Annotated in this window: 13 protein-coding genes; 2 read left to right on the top strand and 11 right to left on the bottom strand. The window is 58.2% G+C overall.

The features are described from left to right. Nucleotides 1-76: 76 nt before the first annotated feature. From SD425_RS17395 to SD425_RS17350, 10 genes are all read right to left on the bottom strand, one after another. A complete protein-coding gene (locus SD425_RS17395; protein WP_324671215.1) occupies nucleotides 77-1,183 on the bottom strand; it encodes a glycosyltransferase in 1,107 nt (368 codons plus the stop codon). Between the two features lie 5 nt (nucleotides 1,184-1,188). After that, entirely contained in the window at nucleotides 1,189-1,821 is a 633-nt protein-coding gene (locus SD425_RS17390; protein WP_324671214.1) for a polysaccharide deacetylase family protein, read from the bottom strand. A gap of 154 nt (nucleotides 1,822-1,975) precedes the next feature. Continuing rightward, nucleotides 1,976-4,435 carry a bifunctional YncE family protein/alkaline phosphatase family protein gene (locus tag SD425_RS17385; protein ID WP_324671213.1) on the bottom strand — a complete coding sequence of 820 codons (2,460 nt, stop codon included), beginning with the start codon at nucleotides 4,433-4,435 and terminating at the stop codon, nucleotides 1,976-1,978. 134 nt (nucleotides 4,436-4,569) lie between these two features. Next, the gene (locus SD425_RS17380) at nucleotides 4,570-5,454 is read right to left on the bottom strand and encodes a glycerophosphodiester phosphodiesterase family protein (RefSeq protein ID WP_324671212.1); all 885 of its coding nucleotides are present in this window, start codon (nucleotides 5,452-5,454) and stop codon (nucleotides 4,570-4,572) included. 133 nt (nucleotides 5,455-5,587) lie between these two features. Continuing rightward, the gene (locus tag SD425_RS17375; protein ID WP_324671211.1) at nucleotides 5,588-7,087 is read right to left on the bottom strand and encodes a calcineurin-like phosphoesterase family protein; all 1,500 of its coding nucleotides are present in this window, start codon (nucleotides 7,085-7,087) and stop codon (nucleotides 5,588-5,590) included. A 73-nt stretch (nucleotides 7,088-7,160) separates the two neighbouring features. Continuing rightward, on the bottom strand, nucleotides 7,161-8,429 hold the full coding sequence (locus SD425_RS17370) for a DUF5689 domain-containing protein (protein ID WP_324671210.1): 1,269 nt from the start codon (nucleotides 8,427-8,429) through the stop codon (nucleotides 7,161-7,163). A 69-nt stretch (nucleotides 8,430-8,498) separates the two neighbouring features. Then, entirely contained in the window at nucleotides 8,499-9,965 is a 1,467-nt protein-coding gene (locus SD425_RS17365) for a SusD/RagB family nutrient-binding outer membrane lipoprotein (RefSeq protein WP_324671209.1), read from the bottom strand. A 25-nt stretch (nucleotides 9,966-9,990) separates the two neighbouring features. Then, nucleotides 9,991-13,383: a SusC/RagA family TonB-linked outer membrane protein gene (locus tag SD425_RS17360; protein WP_324671208.1), complete on the bottom strand. Its 3,393-nt coding sequence runs from the start codon at nucleotides 13,381-13,383 to the stop codon at nucleotides 9,991-9,993. Nucleotides 13,384-13,502: 119 nt separating this feature from the next. Further along, nucleotides 13,503-14,516 carry a FecR family protein gene (locus tag SD425_RS17355; protein WP_324671207.1) on the bottom strand — a complete coding sequence of 338 codons (1,014 nt, stop codon included), beginning with the start codon at nucleotides 14,514-14,516 and terminating at the stop codon, nucleotides 13,503-13,505. A 222-nt stretch (nucleotides 14,517-14,738) separates the two neighbouring features. Then, entirely contained in the window at nucleotides 14,739-15,311 is a 573-nt protein-coding gene (locus tag SD425_RS17350; protein ID WP_324671206.1) for an RNA polymerase sigma-70 factor, read from the bottom strand. 132 nt (nucleotides 15,312-15,443) lie between these two features. On the opposite strand from SD425_RS17350, the gene SD425_RS17345 reads away from it, so the two are divergent. Then, the gene (locus SD425_RS17345) at nucleotides 15,444-16,571 is read left to right on the top strand and encodes an alpha/beta fold hydrolase (RefSeq protein WP_324671205.1); all 1,128 of its coding nucleotides are present in this window, start codon (nucleotides 15,444-15,446) and stop codon (nucleotides 16,569-16,571) included. Nucleotides 16,572-16,689: 118 nt separating this feature from the next. On the opposite strand, the gene SD425_RS17340 is transcribed toward SD425_RS17345, so the two are convergent. After that, entirely contained in the window at nucleotides 16,690-18,126 is a 1,437-nt protein-coding gene (locus SD425_RS17340; RefSeq protein ID WP_324671204.1) for an amidohydrolase family protein, read from the bottom strand. Nucleotides 18,127-18,351: 225 nt separating this feature from the next. Here SD425_RS17340 and SD425_RS17335 point away from each other — a divergent pair, with 225 nt between their 5' ends. Beyond that, nucleotides 18,352-21,363 carry a glycosyl hydrolase 115 family protein gene (locus SD425_RS17335; RefSeq protein ID WP_324671203.1) on the top strand — a complete coding sequence of 1,004 codons (3,012 nt, stop codon included), beginning with the start codon at nucleotides 18,352-18,354 and terminating at the stop codon, nucleotides 21,361-21,363. Nucleotides 21,364-21,573 lie beyond the last annotated feature (210 nt).

Raw genomic sequence — 21,573 nt, 5'->3', positions numbered from 1 at the left:
AGCATTCAACGCTTCAAGTACATTTAACTACCGAATGCATCCAATACCACTGAGTCAACGCTTAAAAATCAACATATTAAGAGTAGCGCCGGCCTTTCCATTCAAACGACAAGGGCAGCAGGCGAAACAGCGTCAGGCTGATGGTCAGAAACACCGTGTATACTTCAAAAACGGGCAGCAATTCCAACGGTGGCCGTCGCCCGACGCGGCGGAAGCACAAGGTAGCCAGCACACCCTGCTGTAATACTTTGATACCTAGCACAACGGCAACCGCTATTGGGCCAGCTACCCAGGCCAGCAGCGCTACACCTAGGTAGAAACTGCCGTAGAAAGCTAGCCCCATTTTCAGCCACCACGGCAGCTGCTCGACACCGCGCATCCAGCGGCGGCGCTGGTGGAGCAGGCGTTGGAAGGTGGGAATGGGCAGTGACTCGGCCAGCACCTCGGGGCGGAACACGTTGCGGAAGCTGAAGCCGTGGCGCAGCGTGGCGCGAAACAGCTCGTAATCTTCGGTAATGGAAGGTGGCAGACGTTCGTAGCCGCCGGTGGCCTCATACGCTTCGCGCGTCACGAGCATGTTGTTGCCCATGGCCGTGACGGGCGCACCCGTGTCTGATACCACCTGCACCAAGCCGAGCGACAGCAGCCAATCGAGCCCTTGGAGCTTGTGAAACAGCCTAGGGCCTTGGACCAACGTAATGCCCGTGACCGTGCCGACGCCCGCCTGGGTATGGGCCAGCAAGCCTTGCAGCCACGTGCGGGGCACGGCAATATCGGCGTCGGTGATGAAAAAGTAGTCGGTGGTGGCTGCGTGAGCTAGGTGGGCTAGCACGTTGCTCTTACCGTGGGCGGTGCCGAGGATGGTCGTGATGGTGAGGCAGCGAAATTGCCCGGCGTAGCCCTGCATGGCCGCCTCGGCGACGGCACGGGTAGCGTCGGTGGAGGAATCATCACCCAGCAGTACCTCAATGAGCTCCGGCGGGTAGTCGAGCTGACGGATGCTCGACAGGCAGCGCCCAATGGCGGCTTCCTCGTTGCGGGCCGCAATAAGAATGCTGATGCGAGGCAGTGGGCTAGGTACTCGGGTAGGCTGGCTCTTCCGGCTTTGTATGGCAAACAACAAGGTGCAAGCACCTAGCACCAAAAACCACAAAGCAAAATACACCGTCAGCAGCGTGAACATAAAGGCTAGAGCGAGGCAAACGTATATCCTAGCTCGGCAAAATGCGCGAGGTAGCGGGGCAACACATAGCGCATGTTACGGCTCGCCTTTAGGCTGTCATGAAATACGACGATGGAGCCTGGCCGGGTGTGGTGAATGGCGGCACGCAGGCAGTCTTCGGCGGCAAAACTGCGGTCGTAGTCGCAGGTCAGCACGTCCCACATAACAACTTGGTGGCTAGGATGCAGCGCCCGCACGAGTGGCCGCGTGATGCGGCCGTAGGGTGGCCGCATGAGGGCGCGTGCTTCCGGTGTAGGCCGCAGCGCATCCAAGGCTTGTTGGCACTCAGCTACTTCCGCGAGGTAGCTAGCCCGGCTGCGCGACCAGCCGCTGACGTGATGGAACGTATGATTGGCCAAGCGGTGACCCGCGGCCAGCACCTGACGGGCCACCGCTTCGTGGCGCACCACATTGTCGCCCACGCAAAAGAATGTAGCGCGAGCCTGGTAGCGGGCTAAGGTTTCGAGTACAAAAGGCGTTTCTTCGGGGATAGGCCCATCGTCGAACGTCAGATACAGGGTCTGGCTGGTGGCGGGCATCGTCCACAGACAATCGGGGAAGAGACGCCGCACTGGCGCAGGCATTCGAAACAAATGCATAGGCGTGAGCTAAACCCAAAAGTAGGAAGGATTAGCCCATGTAGCGCGAAGCTCCCGCTTCGCGCATCGTTGAACGACTGGTACCTAGGTTGTAGCACCGGTTTCGTTTAACGACACGCGGAGCGGGAGCTTCGCGCTACATTGTTCTGGCTACTCAATCGTCATCATCGTCGCGGCGCTTCTGCTCTAGCTTCAGGAACGCGCCGCGCCGGGGTGCGGGCGCCACGGCATTTTCGCCTTTTACAAATTTCCAGATGACTTCATTTAGCTCCAGATCCGGAATGGCATCTTCACTAGCTAGGTTAAAGCGCTCCGACTTTTCGGCACTTTTGTTCCAAGCCACGTTGCGCTGTTCCAAGTTGACGCGGGCGGCGCGGGCTTGGTAAGGAGCTAGGTTGGCGCTGGTGGTAAAGCAGTTGTACAGGGGCAGCGCGGCTGCGTCGTACTGGCTCATGGGCGGCAAACCTAGGATCAGCTCCATCGTGCGTAGGGCACCCGAGGTGGAGTACATCGAGTGATTGGCCGCGCCTTTACGGGTGTAGGGGCTGATTACGAAAGCTGGCGAGCGGTGCGCATCCACGTGGTCAGGACCGTTCTGGGCGTCGTCTTCCAGCACGAAAATGGCCGACTCTTTCCAGATGGCGCTTTTAGAAATGTATTCTACCAGTTGGCCCAAAGCTAGGTCGTTATCAGCCACGGCGGCGATGGGCGTGTACTTGCCGCGGCGTTGACCGCTGGTGTGGTCGTTGCTGAGGCGAATGGTGCTGAACTGCGGCACGGCGTTGCGGGCCAGCAACGAGTCGAAATCCTGTTTCCAAACCCGCACGCGCTCCACGTCCTTGATGTCCATGTTGAAGCCGGGCGCCTTGACGCAGATATGGCCTTCCAAGGAATTGAGGTTGGCTTTGCCGTTGTCGGCAAATTCGCCGTAGCTACGGTAGCTCAGGCCAGCGCGCTGGCAGTAGTCCCAGATGTAGCCGTCGCGAGGGTAGGCAATTTTGCGGGTGCCTTCGTAGTCGTAGGTGCCGCCGCGGCCGCCATAGCTGATCGGCCACGTTTTCTCGGTGTAGTCGGTGGCGTAGGCGGCCATGCTCCAGTTGTGGCCGTCGGCGCTGACTTCGGCATTCACGTAGAAGTTATCAAGCAGTACAAACTCGCGCGCTAGCGCGTGGTGGTTCGGCGTCACTTTCTCCGGGAACACGCACAAAGTCGAGTCGCCGTTGCCTTCCGGCATGTCGCCCAGCACTTGGTCGTAGGTGCGATTTTCCTTGATAACGTAGAACACGTACTTGATCGGCGACTTCTCGCCGGCCTTGCTCGGCACCGGGTTGCCGGCCTCGCGCTTGCCCTGCGACTGCGCCTCGCCCGTGAATGGCGTATTGGCGTACACCTGCTTCGAGTAGGCGGTCAATTGGTCGGCGCTAGGTTGCTTAATGAACGACAGCGTGCCCTTGAACAAGCTGCCGATGTACTGCACCTCCTGCTGGCTCGTGACGCCTAGGTGGGAGCCGCTGTTATCGGTTTTCTTCACCGGCGACGGGCCGGCCGGGTTCGCCAGCGACGAAAAGCCTTTGCCATTGGCTACCAAGATCTTCTGACCTAGGGTCTTCACGCTTGTCGGGTACCAGCCGGTCGGGATGAAGCCGCGACCCGCGCTTTTGCCCGGCGTGGTCACGTCGAATACGGCCAGGCAGTTGTTGTCGGCGTTGGCGATGTAGAGCGTTTTCTCGTCGGGCGAAAGGGCTAGGCCGTTGGTGGTGGAGCCGGTGAGCTTGGTGGGAAACAAGGCCGTGGAAATGACTTCCAGCACTTTGCGGCTGCGCGTGTCGATAATGGACACGGAGTTGTCGTTGGCGTTGGCCACGAATAAGTAGCGGCCGTTCTTGGTTTGGAGCAGTTCGTTGGGGTGGCTTTCGGTGGCAATTTCCCCCGTGAGCTGGCCGGTTTGGGTGTTGTACAGCGCTACTTTGTCACCGCCCCAAAGTGAGATGTAGAGCGTTTTTTTGTCAGGCGAAAGCAGGCAGCTGTACGCTTCATGACCTAGGTCTACTTTCTTGATGGTAGCCTTGGTCTTGAGGTCAATGACATACAGCGAGTTGTCCTCTTTCGTGACGGTGTAGAGCCGGTTCTGGGCGTCGTCAACCTCGATGCCGGTCGGGCTGATCTTGTCTTTCGGCCAGCGCCGCCCGAGGCGGAGGGTGTCGGCTAGGTTTAGCTTGTTCTCAACGATGTTATAAGCCAGAATGACGTTGTCGTTGCCGCCCGAGGCGTAGAGCTTCTTGCCATTCTCGCTGAACTTCAGCCCGTACCACGATTTGGCAATCGGCTTCTCATCGAGTAGCTTTTCCGTCTTGGGGTCAATCAGCTGAATGCTCTGCTTGCCTTGGCCGTTGTTTGTGACGGCCAGTAGCTTGCCGTTTTTGGTGAGCTGGATATTCAAGGGTAAGTCACCGAGCTGAAGCGACGTGCCCACTGGGCTCAGCGACCAGCCATTAGGCAGCAGAATCCGATCGGCTTTTGGGTTATTGGTGGGCACCTGGGCTAGGGTCGGTAGCGCGTGCAAGGCGCCAGCGAGCAGCGAAACCCAGAGGGCAGTTTTGGATAAGGGACGCATAGGGTAAGATTGTAGAGACACCTATTTGTATCTCTTCGTTGCTGATGTTGTTTATCCGGGAGTATTCAGGACCGACTCATTCCTCCTCTGATTGTTCAAGCGCGGCTGTTCAACGCGGAGACACAAGTGTGTGTCTACTTGGCTGGCAATTTAGCGCTAAGCAAGTCAGGGTAATCTGTGATAACGCCGTCAACTTGCTCTTCTATCAGCTTGTTGATGTCGGCAGTAGAATTTACCGTCCAAGGAATGACTTTTACCCCTTTTTGGTGGCAGCTCTGGACCAAATCAGGCGTAACGAGCTTATAAGCGGGGCTATAGATGCTAGGCTGAAAGCTTAGTCGTTGCAGATTGTAATCCAGCCCCTTGATGTTTTCGACCAGCAAAGCCGTTTGCACCGCGGGGTACTGGCGGTGCACTACTTCCAGCGTGCGCGGGTCAAACGACTGAATCGTGACCCGCTCCAGCACCTTCTTGGCTACCAGCACTGGCATGAGCACTTGCACAAACTCCTCTGGCACGGGGTGAAACTGGTTGTCACCTTCGGGTGACACCTTTGTTTCGATGTTGTAGTGGGGCGAAGCTAGGTGTTTGCGTTGAGCGTATGCTTCAGCCGAGTCAATCACTTCGGCCAGCAACGGCTTGTAGGTCTTCAGCTTCTGCTGTTTCGGAAACTTCGGGTTGCCGTGACTGCCCACGTCGTAGCGCCGGATTTCGGCGTAGGGCATGGCATACAGGCGGTAGTTCTTTTCCTCTGCTTTCGGAATGGGGCTGCCGTCGGGTTGGAACACGAAGTCGGCGTTCATAAACGGATCGTGGGAGAGGAGCGGCTGCTTGTCTTTGCTGATGGCAATGTCCATTTCCAAGGTCGTGACACCTAGGTCCTGCGCTTTGCGCATGGCAGGGATGGTGTTTTCGGGCATAAGGCCTCGACAGCCCCGGTGGCCTTGCACGTCGAGCGGGCGTTGCGCGGCGACAGCAAAAGGGCTCAGAATCAGTAGAAAAAATAGCGTACGTGGCACAGGTGCAGAATTTAAGCGTAAACCCAACCATCGAACGGCTAGGTCCAACGGTTGGGTGAGATATGTAGCGCGGACTCTGTAGTCCGCGCCCAAACTAGCATCAGCGCGGACTACAGAGTCCGCGCTACAGTCGCTAAGCCGGCACAACATCCGTGTATACCTGCCCAAATCGGTCGGTCACCTCAATCCGGATTTCCTTAGCGTCTTTGGATGGCTTGGCGAAGAACAGGTGGTCGGTTAGGCTAGGGTCGACCCACTTGTGTTTGGCAGGGAGCTTTTCGCCGGCTTGGAGCTGCACGGCCAGCGGGTCGAGGCCCGTTTGCTGGTGCATTTCGCCTTGGCGGGTGCCGTTTTCAAACCACGTCACTTTCCACTCGGGGTCCCAGTTCCACACGTTCACCACGATGTCGTTGGGGCGCTCGGGCACTGCGCCCTTGGCGTAGGCCCGAAACTGATGCTTGCGGTCCTTGCCGACGGATTTGTAGTACCACTTCAGCTCCGGGCCGTTCACTTCGTACACGCCGTAGCCGTTGGGCGTGCCGTCGGTGCAGATGGGGCCGGTCCACCACGCGCCGCACACGGCGCCGTGGGTGTGCTCGATGGCGTTTTCGCTGATTACCTTCTCGCACACGTGGGTGTGACCCGACATGATGTGCGCCTTATAGGGCTTCAGGATACGGTATAGCTCGGCCCGGTTCGACACTACGCCGCCTAGGGGTTCGTCCTTGAGCTTATTGCGCCGCTGGTCGCCGCTATCGACGGGAATGTGCAGGGCCACGACGACCGTGCTACCCGCTTTTACGTGGCTTAGATCCTGCTCCAGCCACTGTAACTGCTTCTCGGTCAAGTAGCCAATGTATTTTTTGGGTGGCCCAATAAAGAAGACATCATCCAGCACAACGTAGTGAATCTCGCCGCGGTTGAAGGAGTAGTAGGTCGGACCAAAAAGGCTCTTGAACGTCTGGGCCGAGCCCTCATCCGCCCGTGCCGTGATGTTCATGTCGTGGTTGCCAATCACTTGGAAGAAGGGCAGGCCGGTAATTTCTACCGCTTTTTTGTAGTCATCGAACAGCTCAAACTTATCCCATACCAAATCGCCGCAGCCGATGGCAAACGTGTTCTGGTCGTACTGCGCGGCTAGCTCCTTCAGGTCGGGCGCCGAAACGGTAATGAGCTGGTTGGTGTCCTTTTTATCAATCATCTGCGGGTCGGCCCACACGATGAAGGTGTGCTTGGTGTCGTCGGTAGCTAGCTTTTGCAGCGCAAAGTCGGCCGTTACGTTGGAGGCTCCCGCTTTGATGGGTTGGTAGAACTGCGCAATCCCTTTTTCGTGCGGAATGGCGTAGCCACGCGGCATCGAGACGTACACAAACTCAGCGGTGGCGTTGCTCCCCAGCGTGTACTTACCAGCCTTGTCCGTCAGCACGACGTTGTAGCCATCCGAAACCGCCACGCCGGCAATGCCAGTGCCTTTCTGGTGCACTTTGCCCTTGATGGTAACAGGAGAGAGGCTGAGTTGCTGCGCGTTGTTAGAGACTGCCGCTGTTTCCTCGGCTAAAACAGCCGGTGCTAAGGGTAGACTAGCCGTTAATCCTAACGTACCTAGGCTCTGTAAAAACTTTCTTCTGAACATGGTATAGTTGGCTTAAAAGTCGTGTGCCGGTCGGACACTTGGGGCGTCCGGCCGGCAGGCATCAGCGCACGGATTAGTTCTCGTAAATGGCAATGTCATCTAGCCCGAGGCGGCCGTTTGAAACCGCCGGTGGGTTGCTCGTACCCAGACCTAGCTTGTTGATGCGGAAGCGCACCGGGCCCGTGATACTCACCAGGAAGGTGATGGAATGCTGCCAGTTGCCAGCGTCGGTGATGGTTTGGCCGGTTTGCTTCCAGGTTTTGCCTTGGTCCTGCGAGTACTCTAGTTTCCAGGAGCTAGCTGCATCGGTGTAGTAAGCACCGTAGATCAGCGTGACTTTTGTGGCACCGTTTGGCACGTCGAACTTCATCTCCACGTAGGCCGATTCCGTAAGGCCCTGCTGCATCCGGATGCCCTGGTTGCCGGTGTACCGGTCGCGGCCGGAGGTGTTGCCTAGGATGGATTGGTACAGCTTCCAGGGGCCAGTACCGAACGTAACCGTGTTGTCGGGGACGGCGGCAGTGTTCATGAGGTAGCTGCTTTTCACGCTCGCCGGCACTGCCTCAAAGCTCTCCGGAAACTTGGCATACAAGGGGCCACTGGGGTCAATAGCGTCGTTAGCGGTACGCATCCAGAGCTGCGGGGTCGTTTCAGCGCCAACGGGAATGCCTACGAACGTGGCACTGGCCGGCATCCGTCGTGTGGCGAAGGTAGCAGCCGCTTCGGTGTGCAGGTTAACGTTGTTGCCGCTTCCATCTGCTAGGGTTTTGTCGCCCTTATAAGTGTCGCCCGATACAGGCACGGGCGTGATGCTGCCGCCCGTGATGCGCACCAGCGTGCCTTCGTAGATGGCAAGGTTGGCTAGCAGCGTTTGCAGATTCACCTCCTGCGGCTTCACTGTCTTGTTGCTAGCGACCTTCTCAATACTGGCCGACGTCAGTCCCTCAATGCGCAGGGCGCCACTGGCTTTCGAGAGCGTGGCGCCCGCAATATCGACTACCACTGAGTCGCCGGCGGCTAGGTTGGTGGGGGTGTCGCTCAGCGGCAGAATGATGCCGCGAATGGCGCCGCGCCGCTTGTTTTGAATCACCACGGTGTTCGGGCCGCCGGGCGTGTTCTGCCCGCTGGGGTCCGAAATAACAATGCCTACCACCTGATGCGCGCCGGCTAGCTTGCCGGGTTCCAAGACCACGTCGCTGCCCTGGTAGAGGCGCCGCACATCTTCCAGCGAGATGATGGGGCTAGGGAGGCCGGCCGCGTAGTCGGGGTTGTCTTCCAAACAGCCCGTGAAGGCAAAGCTACTGATGGCGAAAAGGCTACAAACAAGTGCTTTATGTTTCATTGGATAGAATGCTTTTTGGATCGTTGTCGTGCTTCGGCAAGTGCATCATGACAACCTGATTGAATAATTCTATTCCTGCCACCACACCTTCGTGTTGACATCATCGGCGCCCTGATCGGCGACGGCGGCCTGATAATTCTGCTGGTTCAGCGACTGCACGTAGAGCGGATAGTTCAGGCGAGCGGGCATCTGGCGGTTGTTCTTCAAGCCCGGACCTAGCGGCAGCACGGGGTGACCCGAGCGGCGGTACTCAAACCACTGCTGGAAGTCGGTGAACAGCAGGGCGTAGTACTTCTGGAGGTGAATCTGGTCGAGCTTGGTGTCTAGGTTGCTGCCCGCTTCCCATTTCACGTCGGGGCCATTGAGGTAGCCAGCCGGCAGGGTGTAGCCCCAGAGCGTGATGCCGCTGGTCGTGCCGGCTTCGTAGTACACTTTGGCGTCGCCCGAAATCCAGCCGCGCACGGCCGCTTCTGCCAAGATGAGCTGGAGTTCCGGGTAGTTCAAGATATTGCCCATCAAGGGCTCCGTCATGAGAGCGGTAGGATACGTCGACTTGGCCACCGGCACCTTGTTGGCTTCGTAGCCGCTCTGCACGCCTTCGTACTTCCCGTTGTAGAGCGTCGACCACTTGGGCAGGCGCGGGTCGTTCCACTCCACCAAGTTGTTGATGAAGAACTCGCTCATGGAACTGCTGGTCGTGAAATCGGCAGTGCGCCACGTCTGGAAGGGCGACTGGTAGGGTGCTGTTCCCGTCCAGCGGATGATGGCCGAGTCGGTGTTGTCGGCCATGATCGGGTAGTTGGTGGCGTTTGTGTTAACGATGTCGCGCATCTTAGCCTGGGGCGACAGACCGTTGGCAATAGCGTCAGTCTTGCGCGATACCCGCATTAATAGCCGCAAATACAGCGTGTTACCGAACTTGCGCCATTTCAGGGCGTTGCCTTGGTAGAGCGGATCGAGCTGGGTTTGGTCGGCCGTGAGGTTGGTGTTGGTCTTCAACAGCTCGTTGGCTTCCTCCAGCTTCAGAAAAAGATCCTGGTAGATGTCTTCTTGGTGGTCGAACTTAGGTTGCAGAATCCCCTCGCGACCCGTAATTGCCTCCGAATAAGGCACGTCGCCAAACGTATCGGTTAGCAGCGAAAACGTCCAGACCTCGCAAATGCGCGCAATGGCCATGAACGTGTTGCTCTTCACTGCTTGGGCACTGCGGTACATGTCGCGGAAGTCGGTGAGCTGGGTGTACCAGCCGTTCCAGAGGTAGTCGGCTTCGGCCGTACGGATGACGTAGCGGTGGATTTCGTCATTGTCTTGGCGCGACACGTGCACCTGCATCAGCTCGTTGGTGATGCGCATGTTGCGGTCCATGTTGCGCTTCACCAAGTCGGTGAGGGCCGGCGCGAGCAGCGTTTCGGGGATGACGTTAGGGTTCTGGTTGGGGTTGACGTTGAGCTCTTCAAACCCATCGGTGCAAGCCGAAACAGCACCTAGGCTCGTGGTAGCCAGCAGCAACCAAGCGAGTAGTTTTGTCTTTTTCATGGTGACGTTCTGGGGGACGGGTAAATCAGATGCCAACCGTCAGGTTGATGCCCATCGTGCGGGTGGAGGGGAACTGCCCTAGCTCGAAGCCTAGGTCGATGGTGCCATCGTTGAGAGTGCCGAATTCGGGGTCGAAGGCGGGCCACTTGGTGATGATGAACAGGTCGCGGCCGTACACGCCAATCGAAGCTTGCGTCAGCTTGAGCTTTTGCAGCAAGCCCGTGGGCAAGCTGTAGTCGAGGCGCATCTCGCGGAGCTTGATGAAGTCGGTGCGAAACAGGTTGGCTTCCACGTTGTCGCGGCCGTAGTGGGCCACGTAGTAGTTCGGGATGTTCTCAGCCACCACGTCGTTGGGGCGGAAGCTGCCGTCTTCGTTCTGGATAACTCCTTTGCCCACAATGCCATTGTAGCGACCGGGAAGCGTGAGTTTGGTCTTGCCTTGCTCGGCCAGTACGGCGTTCGTCATGGAGTAGGCCTTGGCTCCAAACTGACTGTCGAACAGCACATTGAGCCGGATGCGCTTGTAGCTAAACTCGTTACCGATGCTAGCTTTGAGCTTTGGCAGCGCACTACCTAGGTACTTGACCTGGTCGGCCAGCACGGGGTTGCCATTTTCGTAGATAATCTGGCCATCGGGGGCCCGCTCGTAGCCGCGGCCGTAGATGGCGCCCATCGAGCCGCCGGGGCGGGCTTCCACCGTGCCCCGCCCACCGGGCCCGCGCTGCAATTGATACGTCAGCACGCTGTCAGCCAGCGACACTACTTTGTTGCGGTTGGCGGTGTAGGTGCCGTACAGTTTCCAGTTGAAGCCTGTGGGGCGTGCGAGTAGCACGGCGTTGGCCTGAATTTCCAAGCCTTGGTTGCGCACCAGACCAGCGTTGAGCACGGCGTATTCGTAGCCCGAAGCGCGGTCGATGGGTACGTTCAGGATCTGGTCGTAAGTGTTATTGCGGTACACGGCCACGTCGACACCCACGCGGTTGCGGAAGAAGCGCAGGTCGGCACCTAGCTCCACGCTTTCGGTACGGCGGGGTTTTAGGCCTTCGTTGGCAATGGCGCTGGGGTTACTCAGGCCCGATGGGAAGCCGGTAGCCACGGCGTAGGTGTAGGAGGTCAGGTAGGGCGTGGTCGTGCCGCTGCCCACCTGCGCCCACGAACCCCGCACTTTGGCAAACGACACCACTTCCGGCAGCGGCAGTAGCTCCGACAGAATCGTGCTTAGGCTAGCTGAGGGGTAGAAGAAGCCCGTGTTTTTGGTGGAGTTGCGTGTGGCCAGGGTACTTGTCCAGTCCTGGCGCGCCGTCAGGTCGAGGTAGAGGAAGTTCTTGTAACCTAGGGTCGCTAGGCCATAGAGGCTATTTACGCCATATTCAGCGCGGTAGGGCAGGGCAATGGGCAGGTCGCGGCTGTTGGCGAAGGTGAAAATGCCGGGATAGAGCAAGCGCTCGGCGCGCAGCTCGTCTTTGTTATAGCGGTTTTGCAGGCGACTGCCCCCAGCCGAAAAGGTCGTCTCGAACGCCCCAAACTTCTGGTTGTATTGCAGCAGAAAGTCATTGTTAATCTCCTGGGAGAAGATGTTTTGGGTGCGGTACATGCCCTCCTTGTACTTCTCTGTGTCTTTGGGGCGCTGCTGCGAGCGAGCCTCGTAGGAGTAGTCGATGGCCGAGCGCAGCATCAGGTTCAAGTGCTTGGTGAACTTGTAGTTGATCTGCACGTTGCCCGTAATCTGGTTACGGTTGGCCTTGTTTAGCATCTCATTAGCAATTAGATACGGGTTGTCGACGAGGCTGCTGAAAGGGTAGCGCTGGGTGATGCCCACGGCGCCCGGTAGCCAGTAATCCTTGCTCCAGTTCAGGTCGGCGCTGGGCACCTGAAACATGTTCCAGTACATGATCGTCTGGTTGTTGTAGCCCGTCGACGGCAGGTTGTCGCTGTAGCGGTTCGTGTAGTTGACCTTGGTCGAAACCTGCAGCTTGTCGGTAATCTTCTGGCTGGCCGACAGGGCTACGGTGTTGCGGTCGTAGCCGGTATTCGGAATAATCCAGGTGTTCTTGAGGTTGGTCAGCGACAGGCGCACGGCGGTGCGGTCGGTGCCCCCGTCGATGGCGATGGTGTTGGTGAACGTCTTGCCGGTTTGGAAGAAGTCTTTGCGGTTGTTTTTATACGGTACCCACGGCGTGCGCTCCGTGCCGGCGGTGTTGGTAGCGGGATCGTACTGGTAAAAGGATTGCCCATCGAACTTGGGGCCCCACGACGAGCTGGTGCTGCGTGTGCTAGGTCCGTCGGCGGTGGCGCCGTAGGAATAATAGTTTTCGCCCACGGCGCCCTGGCCGTACTCATATTGGAAGTCAGGCCAGCGCGAAATAGTCTCGATGGCGGAGTTGGAATTGAAGGTAACGCCGATGCCCTTCTTCCGCGCCTTGCCCGATTTGGTGGTAACAACCACTGCGCCGTTGCCGCCGCGGGCGCCGTAGAGCGCCGTTGCCGCCGGCCCTTTCAGTACCGACACCGACTCGATGTCCTCGGGGTTGATATCGTTGAGGCTGGTACCGAAGTCCACCGGCGACTCGCTTTGCAGGTAGGCAGAGCTGCCATTGCCGGTGCGGCGGTTGCTGCCACCGAGCACCACGCCGTCTACCACAATCAGGGCTTCGTTGTCGCCGGCCAGCGAGCTTTCGCCGCGCAAGATGATCTTGTTGGAGCCCGCTGGTCCGCCACCCGACTTCACTAGGTTCAGGCCCGCCACTTTGCCCGACAAGGCATCGGTCCAGTTGTTTGACTTAGCTTCCGTGAGGGCTTCGTTTTGCAGTTGCGTTACGGAGTAGCCGAGGGCCTTTTCCTCCCGCTTGATGCCGAGCGCCGTCACCACTACCTCGTCGAGGCTGGTGGCGTCCTCGCGCAGCACCACGTCGTAGGAGCTCTTGCTGCCTACCGTCACCTGCTGCACTTCGAAGCCGATAAACGAGAAAATCAGCGTGTTGCCGGGCTCGGCGCTGAGTTGGTAAGTGCCGTCGGGACCGGTGGTAGTACCCACGGTGCTGTCTTTTATCCGGACGGTAACACCCGGTAGCACTTCGCCTTTCGCGTCAGCTACCCGCCCTTTAACCGGGATGGGGGCTGCCGTGCTGGCTCCCGTGGCTAGCGCCTTCACCACAATGCGCTTTTGCTGCGGAGTGAACTGCACATTGGCCTGCTTGGCAATGAGTTGTAGGACCGCTTCTAAGTTACTATGCGGGGCCTCTACGCTAATCTTGCGGTTCAGCACATTCGCCTGATCCACGTACAAAAAACGGTAACCTGTTTGCTGTTCAATGGTAGCTAGGGCCTCGGCTAGAGGTTGTTGTTGCACCGTGAGGGCGCACGGCACCGCCGCCAAACCCTGCGCCACCGCCGCGGCTGGGAGGGGAGCTGCAACCACTACTGGACCCGATACGGCTAGCCCTAGGCCACATAGCGCGCCTAGCCACCTACTCTTTCTGCGGGGGTACCTCGTTCTTTTCATAAAGATGGGTTGTGGGTATTTGGGGAATAATGGAATCAGGGGCGGCCGACCGCTGACCGGTTGGGCGGCACCTGGCGAGTCAGGTAAATCACGTGGCCTTCGCGGCGGCTGGTGAGGGAGCCGGCGAGTTGCAGAGCACTCAGTACCGCTGACAGAGGCTCGTTGTCGAAAGTGGCCCAGAGGCGTGCCGCAGCCGTGGCCGAGTCGGCAAACACCAGCTTCACGTTGTAAAGTCGCTCGATCTGGGGCGCAGCGTCTGCTAGCTTCTCATTTCTGAAAATCAGCTTGTTGTAGCGCCAACCGGATACCTGCTCCGGGTCGAATAGCTGCCGGTGGACGCGCCCAGTGGTTAGGTCGGCGCGCAACTGCTGGCCGGGCGTGAGCAGGTAGCGGGCGTGCTGGTCGAGTACCTGCACTTTGCCTTCTACCAGCGACACCGTGGTGAGCTGCCCTGGCCCGAAGGTGCTGACGTTGAACTTAGTCCCGAGTACCTGGGTGACTAAAGGGCCACTGTGCACCCGGAACGGGTGGCGCGCATCCTTGCTGACTTCAAAGAAAGCTTCGCCTTCGAGGTACACGTCGCGGTAAGCACCGTCGAATGCTACTGGGTACCGCAGCTGACTTTGCGGGGCGAGGGTCACGCGGGAGCCGTCCGCCAAGCGAATCGTTTGTTTTTGGCCGGCTGGCGTCTGCCGTAGCGTGTAGGGTTGGGGGCTAGGTGGCGCCGCTAGGTACCACACGCCCCCCGCCACGACCAAGATCAGCAGTACCAACGCGACAAGGTGGTACTTTGGGCGGCGGGGCAAGCTAGGAGGCGTGGGAACTGGTGCCGGCAGGGTGAGCCGTTTTTTTACGTTGCGCAACGCGGCGGCCGTTTTGGCGTTGGCGGCCGGGGCTTTGCTGCCTTGCCACACAAGCTTCAGTTGCTCAAACATCCGCTCGTGGTCCGGCGACTGGGCTACCCAGGTAGCCAACCAGTCGTTTTCCTCCGCCGATGTTTGGCGGGCTAGGTAGCGGGTAATAAGCAAATAAAGTTCTTCCTGTTCCAAAGCGGCGGGGAGAGGGCTAGTTAGCAGCCTTCTTCCTCAAAGACGTTTGGGGCGTCTGACCTCGTGACAAGGAAAATTGTATTTAACAAAAAGGTAATGTTGCGGTGGCTTGACCGCTTTAGCCAGACCGAAAACCACAAAAAGGGCTAGTCCGCTGGCCGTGTTGGCTAGGGCCATTCTGCGGTGGTTGGTCGGCGCTCAGGCAAGCGGCCTGTCTAGCTTTTACAAAGTGCCAGAAACATGCAGCGCCGATTTTAAGAAGCGCAAGGCTCTGAACATGTGCGTTTTTACGGAGTTGATCGAGATAGTCAGCAGCGAAGCAATTTCCTCGTAGGTGAGGTTGCCTTCGCGGTGCAGCTGGAACACGGTGCGCGTCTGGTTGGGAAGCTTGTCGATAAGGTGAAGCACCTGCTGATTGAGCTCCTGGAAGGTCAGCAGATGGTCAGGCTCCAAATAGGAGAATTCGGGTTGCCGGGCAGATAGCTCGTCCTCGTCGAAACGTAGGGGCGTGCGCCGTTGTTGGCGAAGTTTGTCGTAGGCGCGGTGCTTGACGGCGGTGTAGAGGTAGCTTGCCAATGAGCCCTGCACCACCAGATGTGCCCGGTTGGTCCACAGGGTGCAGAACACGTCGGCTGTCACGTCTTCGGCGGCGTCGGTGGGGTAGGGCAACAGGGTTTTGGCGTACCGTACCAACCCGGGATAGTAGCGGGTGAAAAGTGCATCAAAAGCCGCCTCTTCGCTCAGCGCGAGGGCCTGCAAATAATGATGATCTGAGGAGCTAGTCGCGAACGGCATATCAGTCGACAAAGCTACCGACTATCGGTATTGGCCTAAGTTATCCTTTTATTATGATTAAACTGGATTGTAATAATCATTTCGTAAACCGTTACACAGCTCCAGTAACCTACTTTTCCCCTCCTTCTTCGTATGCGCCTGTTTGTCCCGCGTTCTGCCCTTTTGCTTGCCTTCCTTATTAGCTGCCTAGCCAACCCTAGCCTACACGCACAGGATACGCCCAAGCGCCCCGATCGTGCTAAGCACCACACTTTTGCGCTAGAAAACTTCAAGACGGAAAGTGGTGTCACGCTCCCGAAGGCTAGCGTGGTGTACGGCACCTACGGCCACTTGAATGCCAAGCGTGACAATGCCATCTTGCTGCCCTCGCACTACATGGCCACGCACCACGGCTACGAGTGGCTCATCGGCCCTGGCAAGGCGCTTGACACCACTAAGGTCTTTTTGGTCGCTACGGAGCTATTTGGCAATGGGCATTCCTCCTCACCGAGCAATACGCCCGAGCCCTACCACGGCCCGCGCTTCCCCGTCATGACCATTCGCGACAATGTGGAAGCTGTGCACCAGCTTTTGCTTAAAGATCTGAAGGTAACGCACCTGCAAGCCATCATTGGTTTCTCGATGGGGGCACAGCAAGCGTTTCAGTGGGCCGTGAGCTATCCTAGCTTTGCTGACCGCATCGTTGCTACGTCGGGCACGGCCAAAACCTACCCGCACGGTATCGTGCGTTTGGAGGGGCAAATTGCCGCTTTGACGGCGGATGAGGCATTTAAGGGTGGCGACTACACTGCTCCGCCCAAGAAAGGTCTGGAAGCATTTGCCACCGTCTGGACGGCGTGGCTGTACTCGCAGGAGTGGTGGCGCAAGGAGTTGTGGAAGGTAGGCGCAAAGCCGAGCACGACCTTCGAGCAGGTCTTGAATGAGTACCGCACCAACTTCATCCCCGGTGCCGATGCCAACAACTTGATTCTGCAAATGCGCACCTGGGAACAACACAATGTGGGCACCTCAGCAGGCTTCGGTGGCGACGTGGAAAAGGCGTTGCGCTCTATCAAAGTGCCCATTCTCTACATGCCCTCCGAAACGGATTTGTACTTCCCAATCACCGATGCGCGCTACGAAGCGGCTTTCATTCCGGGTGTAGTGCTGAAGCCGATTCCATCCTTGTGGGGACACACGGCCGGCGCCGCGCCCAATCCGGAAGACAGCAAGTTTTTGAACGACAACATTAAGAGCTTCCTGGCGCAGAAGGCACGGTAAAACCGTAGCGCGAAGCTCCGGCTTCGCGCATCGTTGCACGATTAATCCACAATAATACCCTAGGTGCCGGTCGTTCAACGATGCGCGAAGCCGGAGCTTCGCGCTACATCCTCTTACCTCAATTCAGCCCCACTTTCCCCTTCATCGACTCGAACAGTTTGGCAGAGTCGAAGCCCACGCCATTCTTGAACACCGTCTCCATCTGGCGCACTTGCTGGATATCTTTCTCCGGGTCGCCGTTGATCAGGATCAGATCGGCTTGCTTGCCGGCCTCAATGGTGCCGATTTCCTTCTCCCGACCTAGGTAGGTAGCCCCGTTTAGCGTGCTGATCTTGATGGCTTCTACGGGCGTGAAGCCCGCCTCTACCAGTAGTTCCATCTGGCGCCGGTTGGCGTAGCCGGCGACGGTGCGGCCCGCGCCGGTGGGGTCAGTACCAGCTACGAGCAGACCGCCCGCGTTGTAAAACTGCTTTTCCCAAGCCATTTCTTTCTTAAACAGACGCACGCTGGCCGTGTCCTTCTGTTGATTTTGCTGCCAAGTAGCCTTTTCGCGCTCTTGTAGCTGGGGCACCAGCGCTTCCAGACCACCACCGAGCACTACCTCCCGGCCCGTGTAGGGTTCGAATACCGGCAGGGTAGAGGTGAGGGCAACCTTTTTGCTGACCAAGTAACTGATCAGGTTTTTCATCTCGGGGCTGTTTACAGGTAGCTTCAGCAGCGCTGTCCGCCCATTAGGGTAGTCGCACACGTCAACGGGCTTGTTCTGCTCAAAATCGGAGCTAGCCATGAAGCCGTGCTCTAGGTTGTCGATGCCGATTTCAGCGGCTTCGTGGTAGGTAATGGAGCAGAGGTGGCCGGTTACTTTCAGGTGGCGGGCGTGGGCCTCGCGCACCACAGCAGCTAGGTCGGCGCGGGTGGCGTGCATGTACATCTTGAACGACGTGCAGCCTTTGTTCGCCCAAAAGATGGTAGACGCCGCCGCATCCTCGGGGCCTTTGATGGTATTCAGGGCCGGAATGTCCATGCTAGGTTCCTCCATATAAGGCGCCGTCACGTCCATGTCGGGCCCGATAAGCTTGCCTTCCCCAATCATGCGCTTGATGGCGAGGTCGGTCTGGGGTTCGATGCTGCCGGCCGTGCGGATGGTGGTGGCGCCGCCCGCCAGGTACAGCCGCGGGAAGGAGTACGGCATCTGGGCGATGTTGAAGTAGCTCCCCACAGGCATGGTGTAGTACAGGTGTTCGTGCAGCATCACGAGGCCCGGAATCAGGGTTTTGCCCGCGCAGTTAATCACTTTGGCATCGGCGGGCACCTTCACCTTTTTCATGGGGCCAACTTGCACAATGCGGCCTTTTTGCAGGAGCACGGTCTGGTGGAGCTGGGCCGGCTTGCCGGTGCCGTCGATCACCTTCGCATCGGTGAGGGCCACGGAAGGCGCGTTCACGCTGATAAACTCCTGCACTTGAGAGGTAAATTGCTGAGCTCGGCCGGGCACGTATGCGCCTAGGCTCAGAGCTAGACCTAGGGTCAGACGACGCAGAATAAAAGAGGGCATACGCGGAGACAAAGAGGGAAAACGAAACGAGCAGTAGTATACAACATCTTCGCCGGACGTGGTACTCGACGGCATCAACTGCTGGCAAATACAGCCAAGGAAAAAGCTTGCCCAGGAACGAGCAGGATAGTTCGCTCCCATTCTTTCCTGTATATCGCCTGACGGCCGATTCCGAGTTGCGCCTGTCTTGGCTGCCTCTCCTCGCTTACCCCGCCATTGCACATTATGAAAAAGTGGTTCGCCTACGCTCTAATCTTCCTGCTGAGTGGTCTGCACCGGCCCGCCGCCGCGCAGCAGAACCTAGCTGCTCCCGTGACCCTAACGGCGGATCACAGCCCGGCGGTGTTTCCGCTGGTGCATCAGCATAGCGCGGTGTCTCTCTACATCGATGCGCAGGATGCGGAGGTAGTACGCGTCGCCGCCGAAGCATTAGCCAAAGACGTCAACCTCGTGGCGGGGAGTGCGCCGGCGTTGCGGGCAGCTACCGAGCCGCTCACGGAGTACTCGGTGATTATCGGCACCCTAGGTCATTCCCGCCTCATTGACCAACTGGCGTCCCGCGGACAGCTCGACCTGAAAAACCTGAAAGGGCAGTGGGAAACCTTCACCCTCAGTGTCGTTGAGCAGCCACTGGGCAAGCCGGGCAAGGCCCTAGTAATTGCCGGGAGCGACCGGCGGGGCACGGCCTACGGCGTGTTTGAGTTGTCGCGCCGCTTGGGCGTGTCGCCTTGGTATTGGTGGGCCGATGTGCCGCCACAGCACCAAGCGAATCTTTATCTGACGGCCGGGACTTTCCAGAGCGCGCCGCCTTCGGTGAAGTACCGCGGTATTTTCCTCAACGATGAAGATTGGGGCTTGCAGCCGTGGGCGGCGCAAAACCTAGACAAGGACATCAAAGACATTGGCCCAAACACCTATGCGCACCTCTTCGAGCTGTTGCTGCGCCTGAAAGCCAACCTGATCTGGCCGGCCATGCACCCGAGCACGAAGGCCTTTTTTCACTACCCCGGCAATCCGCCAGTAGCCGACCGCTACGCCATCTTGGTGGGCACCTCGCACGCCGAGCCCATGCTGCGCAACAACGTGGACGAGTGGAACGAGAAAACCATGGGCCCCTTCGACTATTTCCGCAACAAGCCCGCCGTGTACAACTACTGGAATCAGCGCGCCAAAGAAGCTAGCCAGCAAGAAGCCATCTATTCGCTGGGCATGCGCGGCGTGCACGACAGCGGCATGGAGGGTGCCAAAACGCCCAAGGAAGCGGCTCAAATGCTAGGTAACATTATTGCCGACCAACGCGGAATTTTGCGGAACAACGTGGCCAAAGACGTGACGCGCATTCCGCAGGTCTTCACCTTATATAAGGAGGTGCTCGACGTGTACGACCAAGGCCTGAAGCTGCCCGACGACGTGACCCTGGTGTGGCCCGACGACAACTACGGCTACATCAGTCGCTTGGCTAATGCCGAGGAGCAGCGCCGCGCCGGCCGCTCGGGCGTGTACTACCACGCTTCGTATTGGGGGCGCCCCCACGACTACCTGTGGCTCAGCTCCACGCACCCCGCCCTCATTCGGGAGGAAATGATGAAAGCCTACGCCATGCAAGCCGACGGGCTTTGGGTGCTGAACGTGGGCGACTTGAAGCCGCTCGAATACAATACGCAGCTCTTCCTAGATATGGCGTACAACGCGCAACCCTTTCAGGAAAGTCAGCACGTACCCGCGCACTTAGAGCAGTGGATGGGGGACATTTTTGGCTCGGCTACGGCGGCTTCTCTCCGCCATGTGCTGTGGGAATACTATGACCTAGCTTTTGAGCGTCGGCCCGAGTTTATGGGCTGGAGCCGCACCGAACCCACCACGCCCACCACGCGCACCGAATACAACCACTTTTACTACGGCGATGAAGCTCAGCGCCGCCTCGACCGCTACGCTGCTTTGGTTGAGCAAGTGAAGCAGCTGCGCACCCAAATCAGTTCCGACAAAGCCGATGCCTTTTACGAGCTAGTGTACTACCCGGTGCTAGGAGCCGCGCTAATGAACCAGAAGTTCTTGTACGCCGACAAAAGCGAACTGTACGCCCGGCAAAACCGCGCCAGCGCCTGCGACTATGCTACCCTAGCTCAGCAAGCTTACGCCCAGATCGAACAAGAGACCGAGTACTTCAACCAGCAGCTAGCCGGTGGCAAATGGCAAGGCATGATGTCGATGAAGCCCCGCAACTTGCCTGTGTACCAGGCGCCGGTGCTAAAGCCCATTCCGATTGATACAACCTTCACCTGGAGAGTCGCGCCGGAAGGTGAGGTAAGCAAAGATTCGTCGTTTCTGGTCCGTAGCAAGAGCAAGCTAGAGCGGGTGTTGCCCACTTTTTACCCGTGGGGGCAGCAGCACCGCTTCATCGACCTGTTTCTCTCCCGCCACCAAGCCGTATCGTGGAAGGCCAAGACTTCAGCAAAATGGATCACGCTATCGGCCCAGCAGGGGCAACTGCTCCCAACCCTAGGTCGACGGGAACAACGCGTGCAGGTAAGCATCGACTGGAGCAAAGCCCCCAAACACGCCAAGCTGCCTGGGCGGATTACCTTCACCGCGGCGGGACAGAAAATTGTTGTGTGGGTTTCGGCCACTGGCGTCATGCCGGAGGTGGGAGACTATGCCGGCTTTATTGAAAGCAATGGCTACGTGTCGATGGACGCTGCCAACTATACTCGTAAAACAGACAAAGCGGCGCAGCAATGGGCGAGCGTGCCAAACCTAGGTCTAGCCGGAAGTGCCTTACAAGCGCAGCCACTACAAGCTGCCTCACTCAGCGATACAACCAGCGCGCCGGCGCAAGCTGCCGTTGCCGAGTACGACTTCTATGCGCTTTCCGCCGCGGTACCCACCATCACCGTCTTCACCCTGCCCACCCACGAACTCACGAGCCTCACGGGCATGCGCTACGGCGTTGCCCTCGACGATCAGCCAATGCACGTTGTAGATTTTCGCACCGTGGGGCGCTCGGAAGAGTGGAAGCAGAACGTACTGCGCAATAATGCCCAACGGCAAATAAAAGCGGAGGCCATCACCCCCGGCCGGCACACGCTCAAAGTATATGCGCTTGACCCCGGCGTCGTGCTCGACCGAATTACCATCGACCTAGGTGGGTTGAAGCCGCACTACAGTCCCATTCCTGAAACTAGGAAAGAGGCTAGTGCGCAAGAGCGTGCTGATAAAACAGCCAGCAATATTAAATAGCCTATTTTTTCGGCCCTATCTTCTTCGGGCGCATCATCTGCGAAGGCAAAGGCGCTTGCTAGAAGGGCGTGCCCGATTGTAATCAGTGCCTTTCATCACGACTGACCTCAAAGCTGAGAGGCTACCCAACAGATTTTAGGTGTGGTGAAGAACACAGGCCCTAGATTAGGCAGATAGGGAAGTAGACAAATGACTTATTTCGATAAATGA

The organism is Hymenobacter sp. GOD-10R (genome assembly GCF_035609205.1).
In the GTDB taxonomy this organism is placed as follows: domain Bacteria; phylum Bacteroidota; class Bacteroidia; order Cytophagales; family Hymenobacteraceae; genus Hymenobacter.
This window is presented reverse-complemented; position numbering and strand designations above follow the sequence as displayed.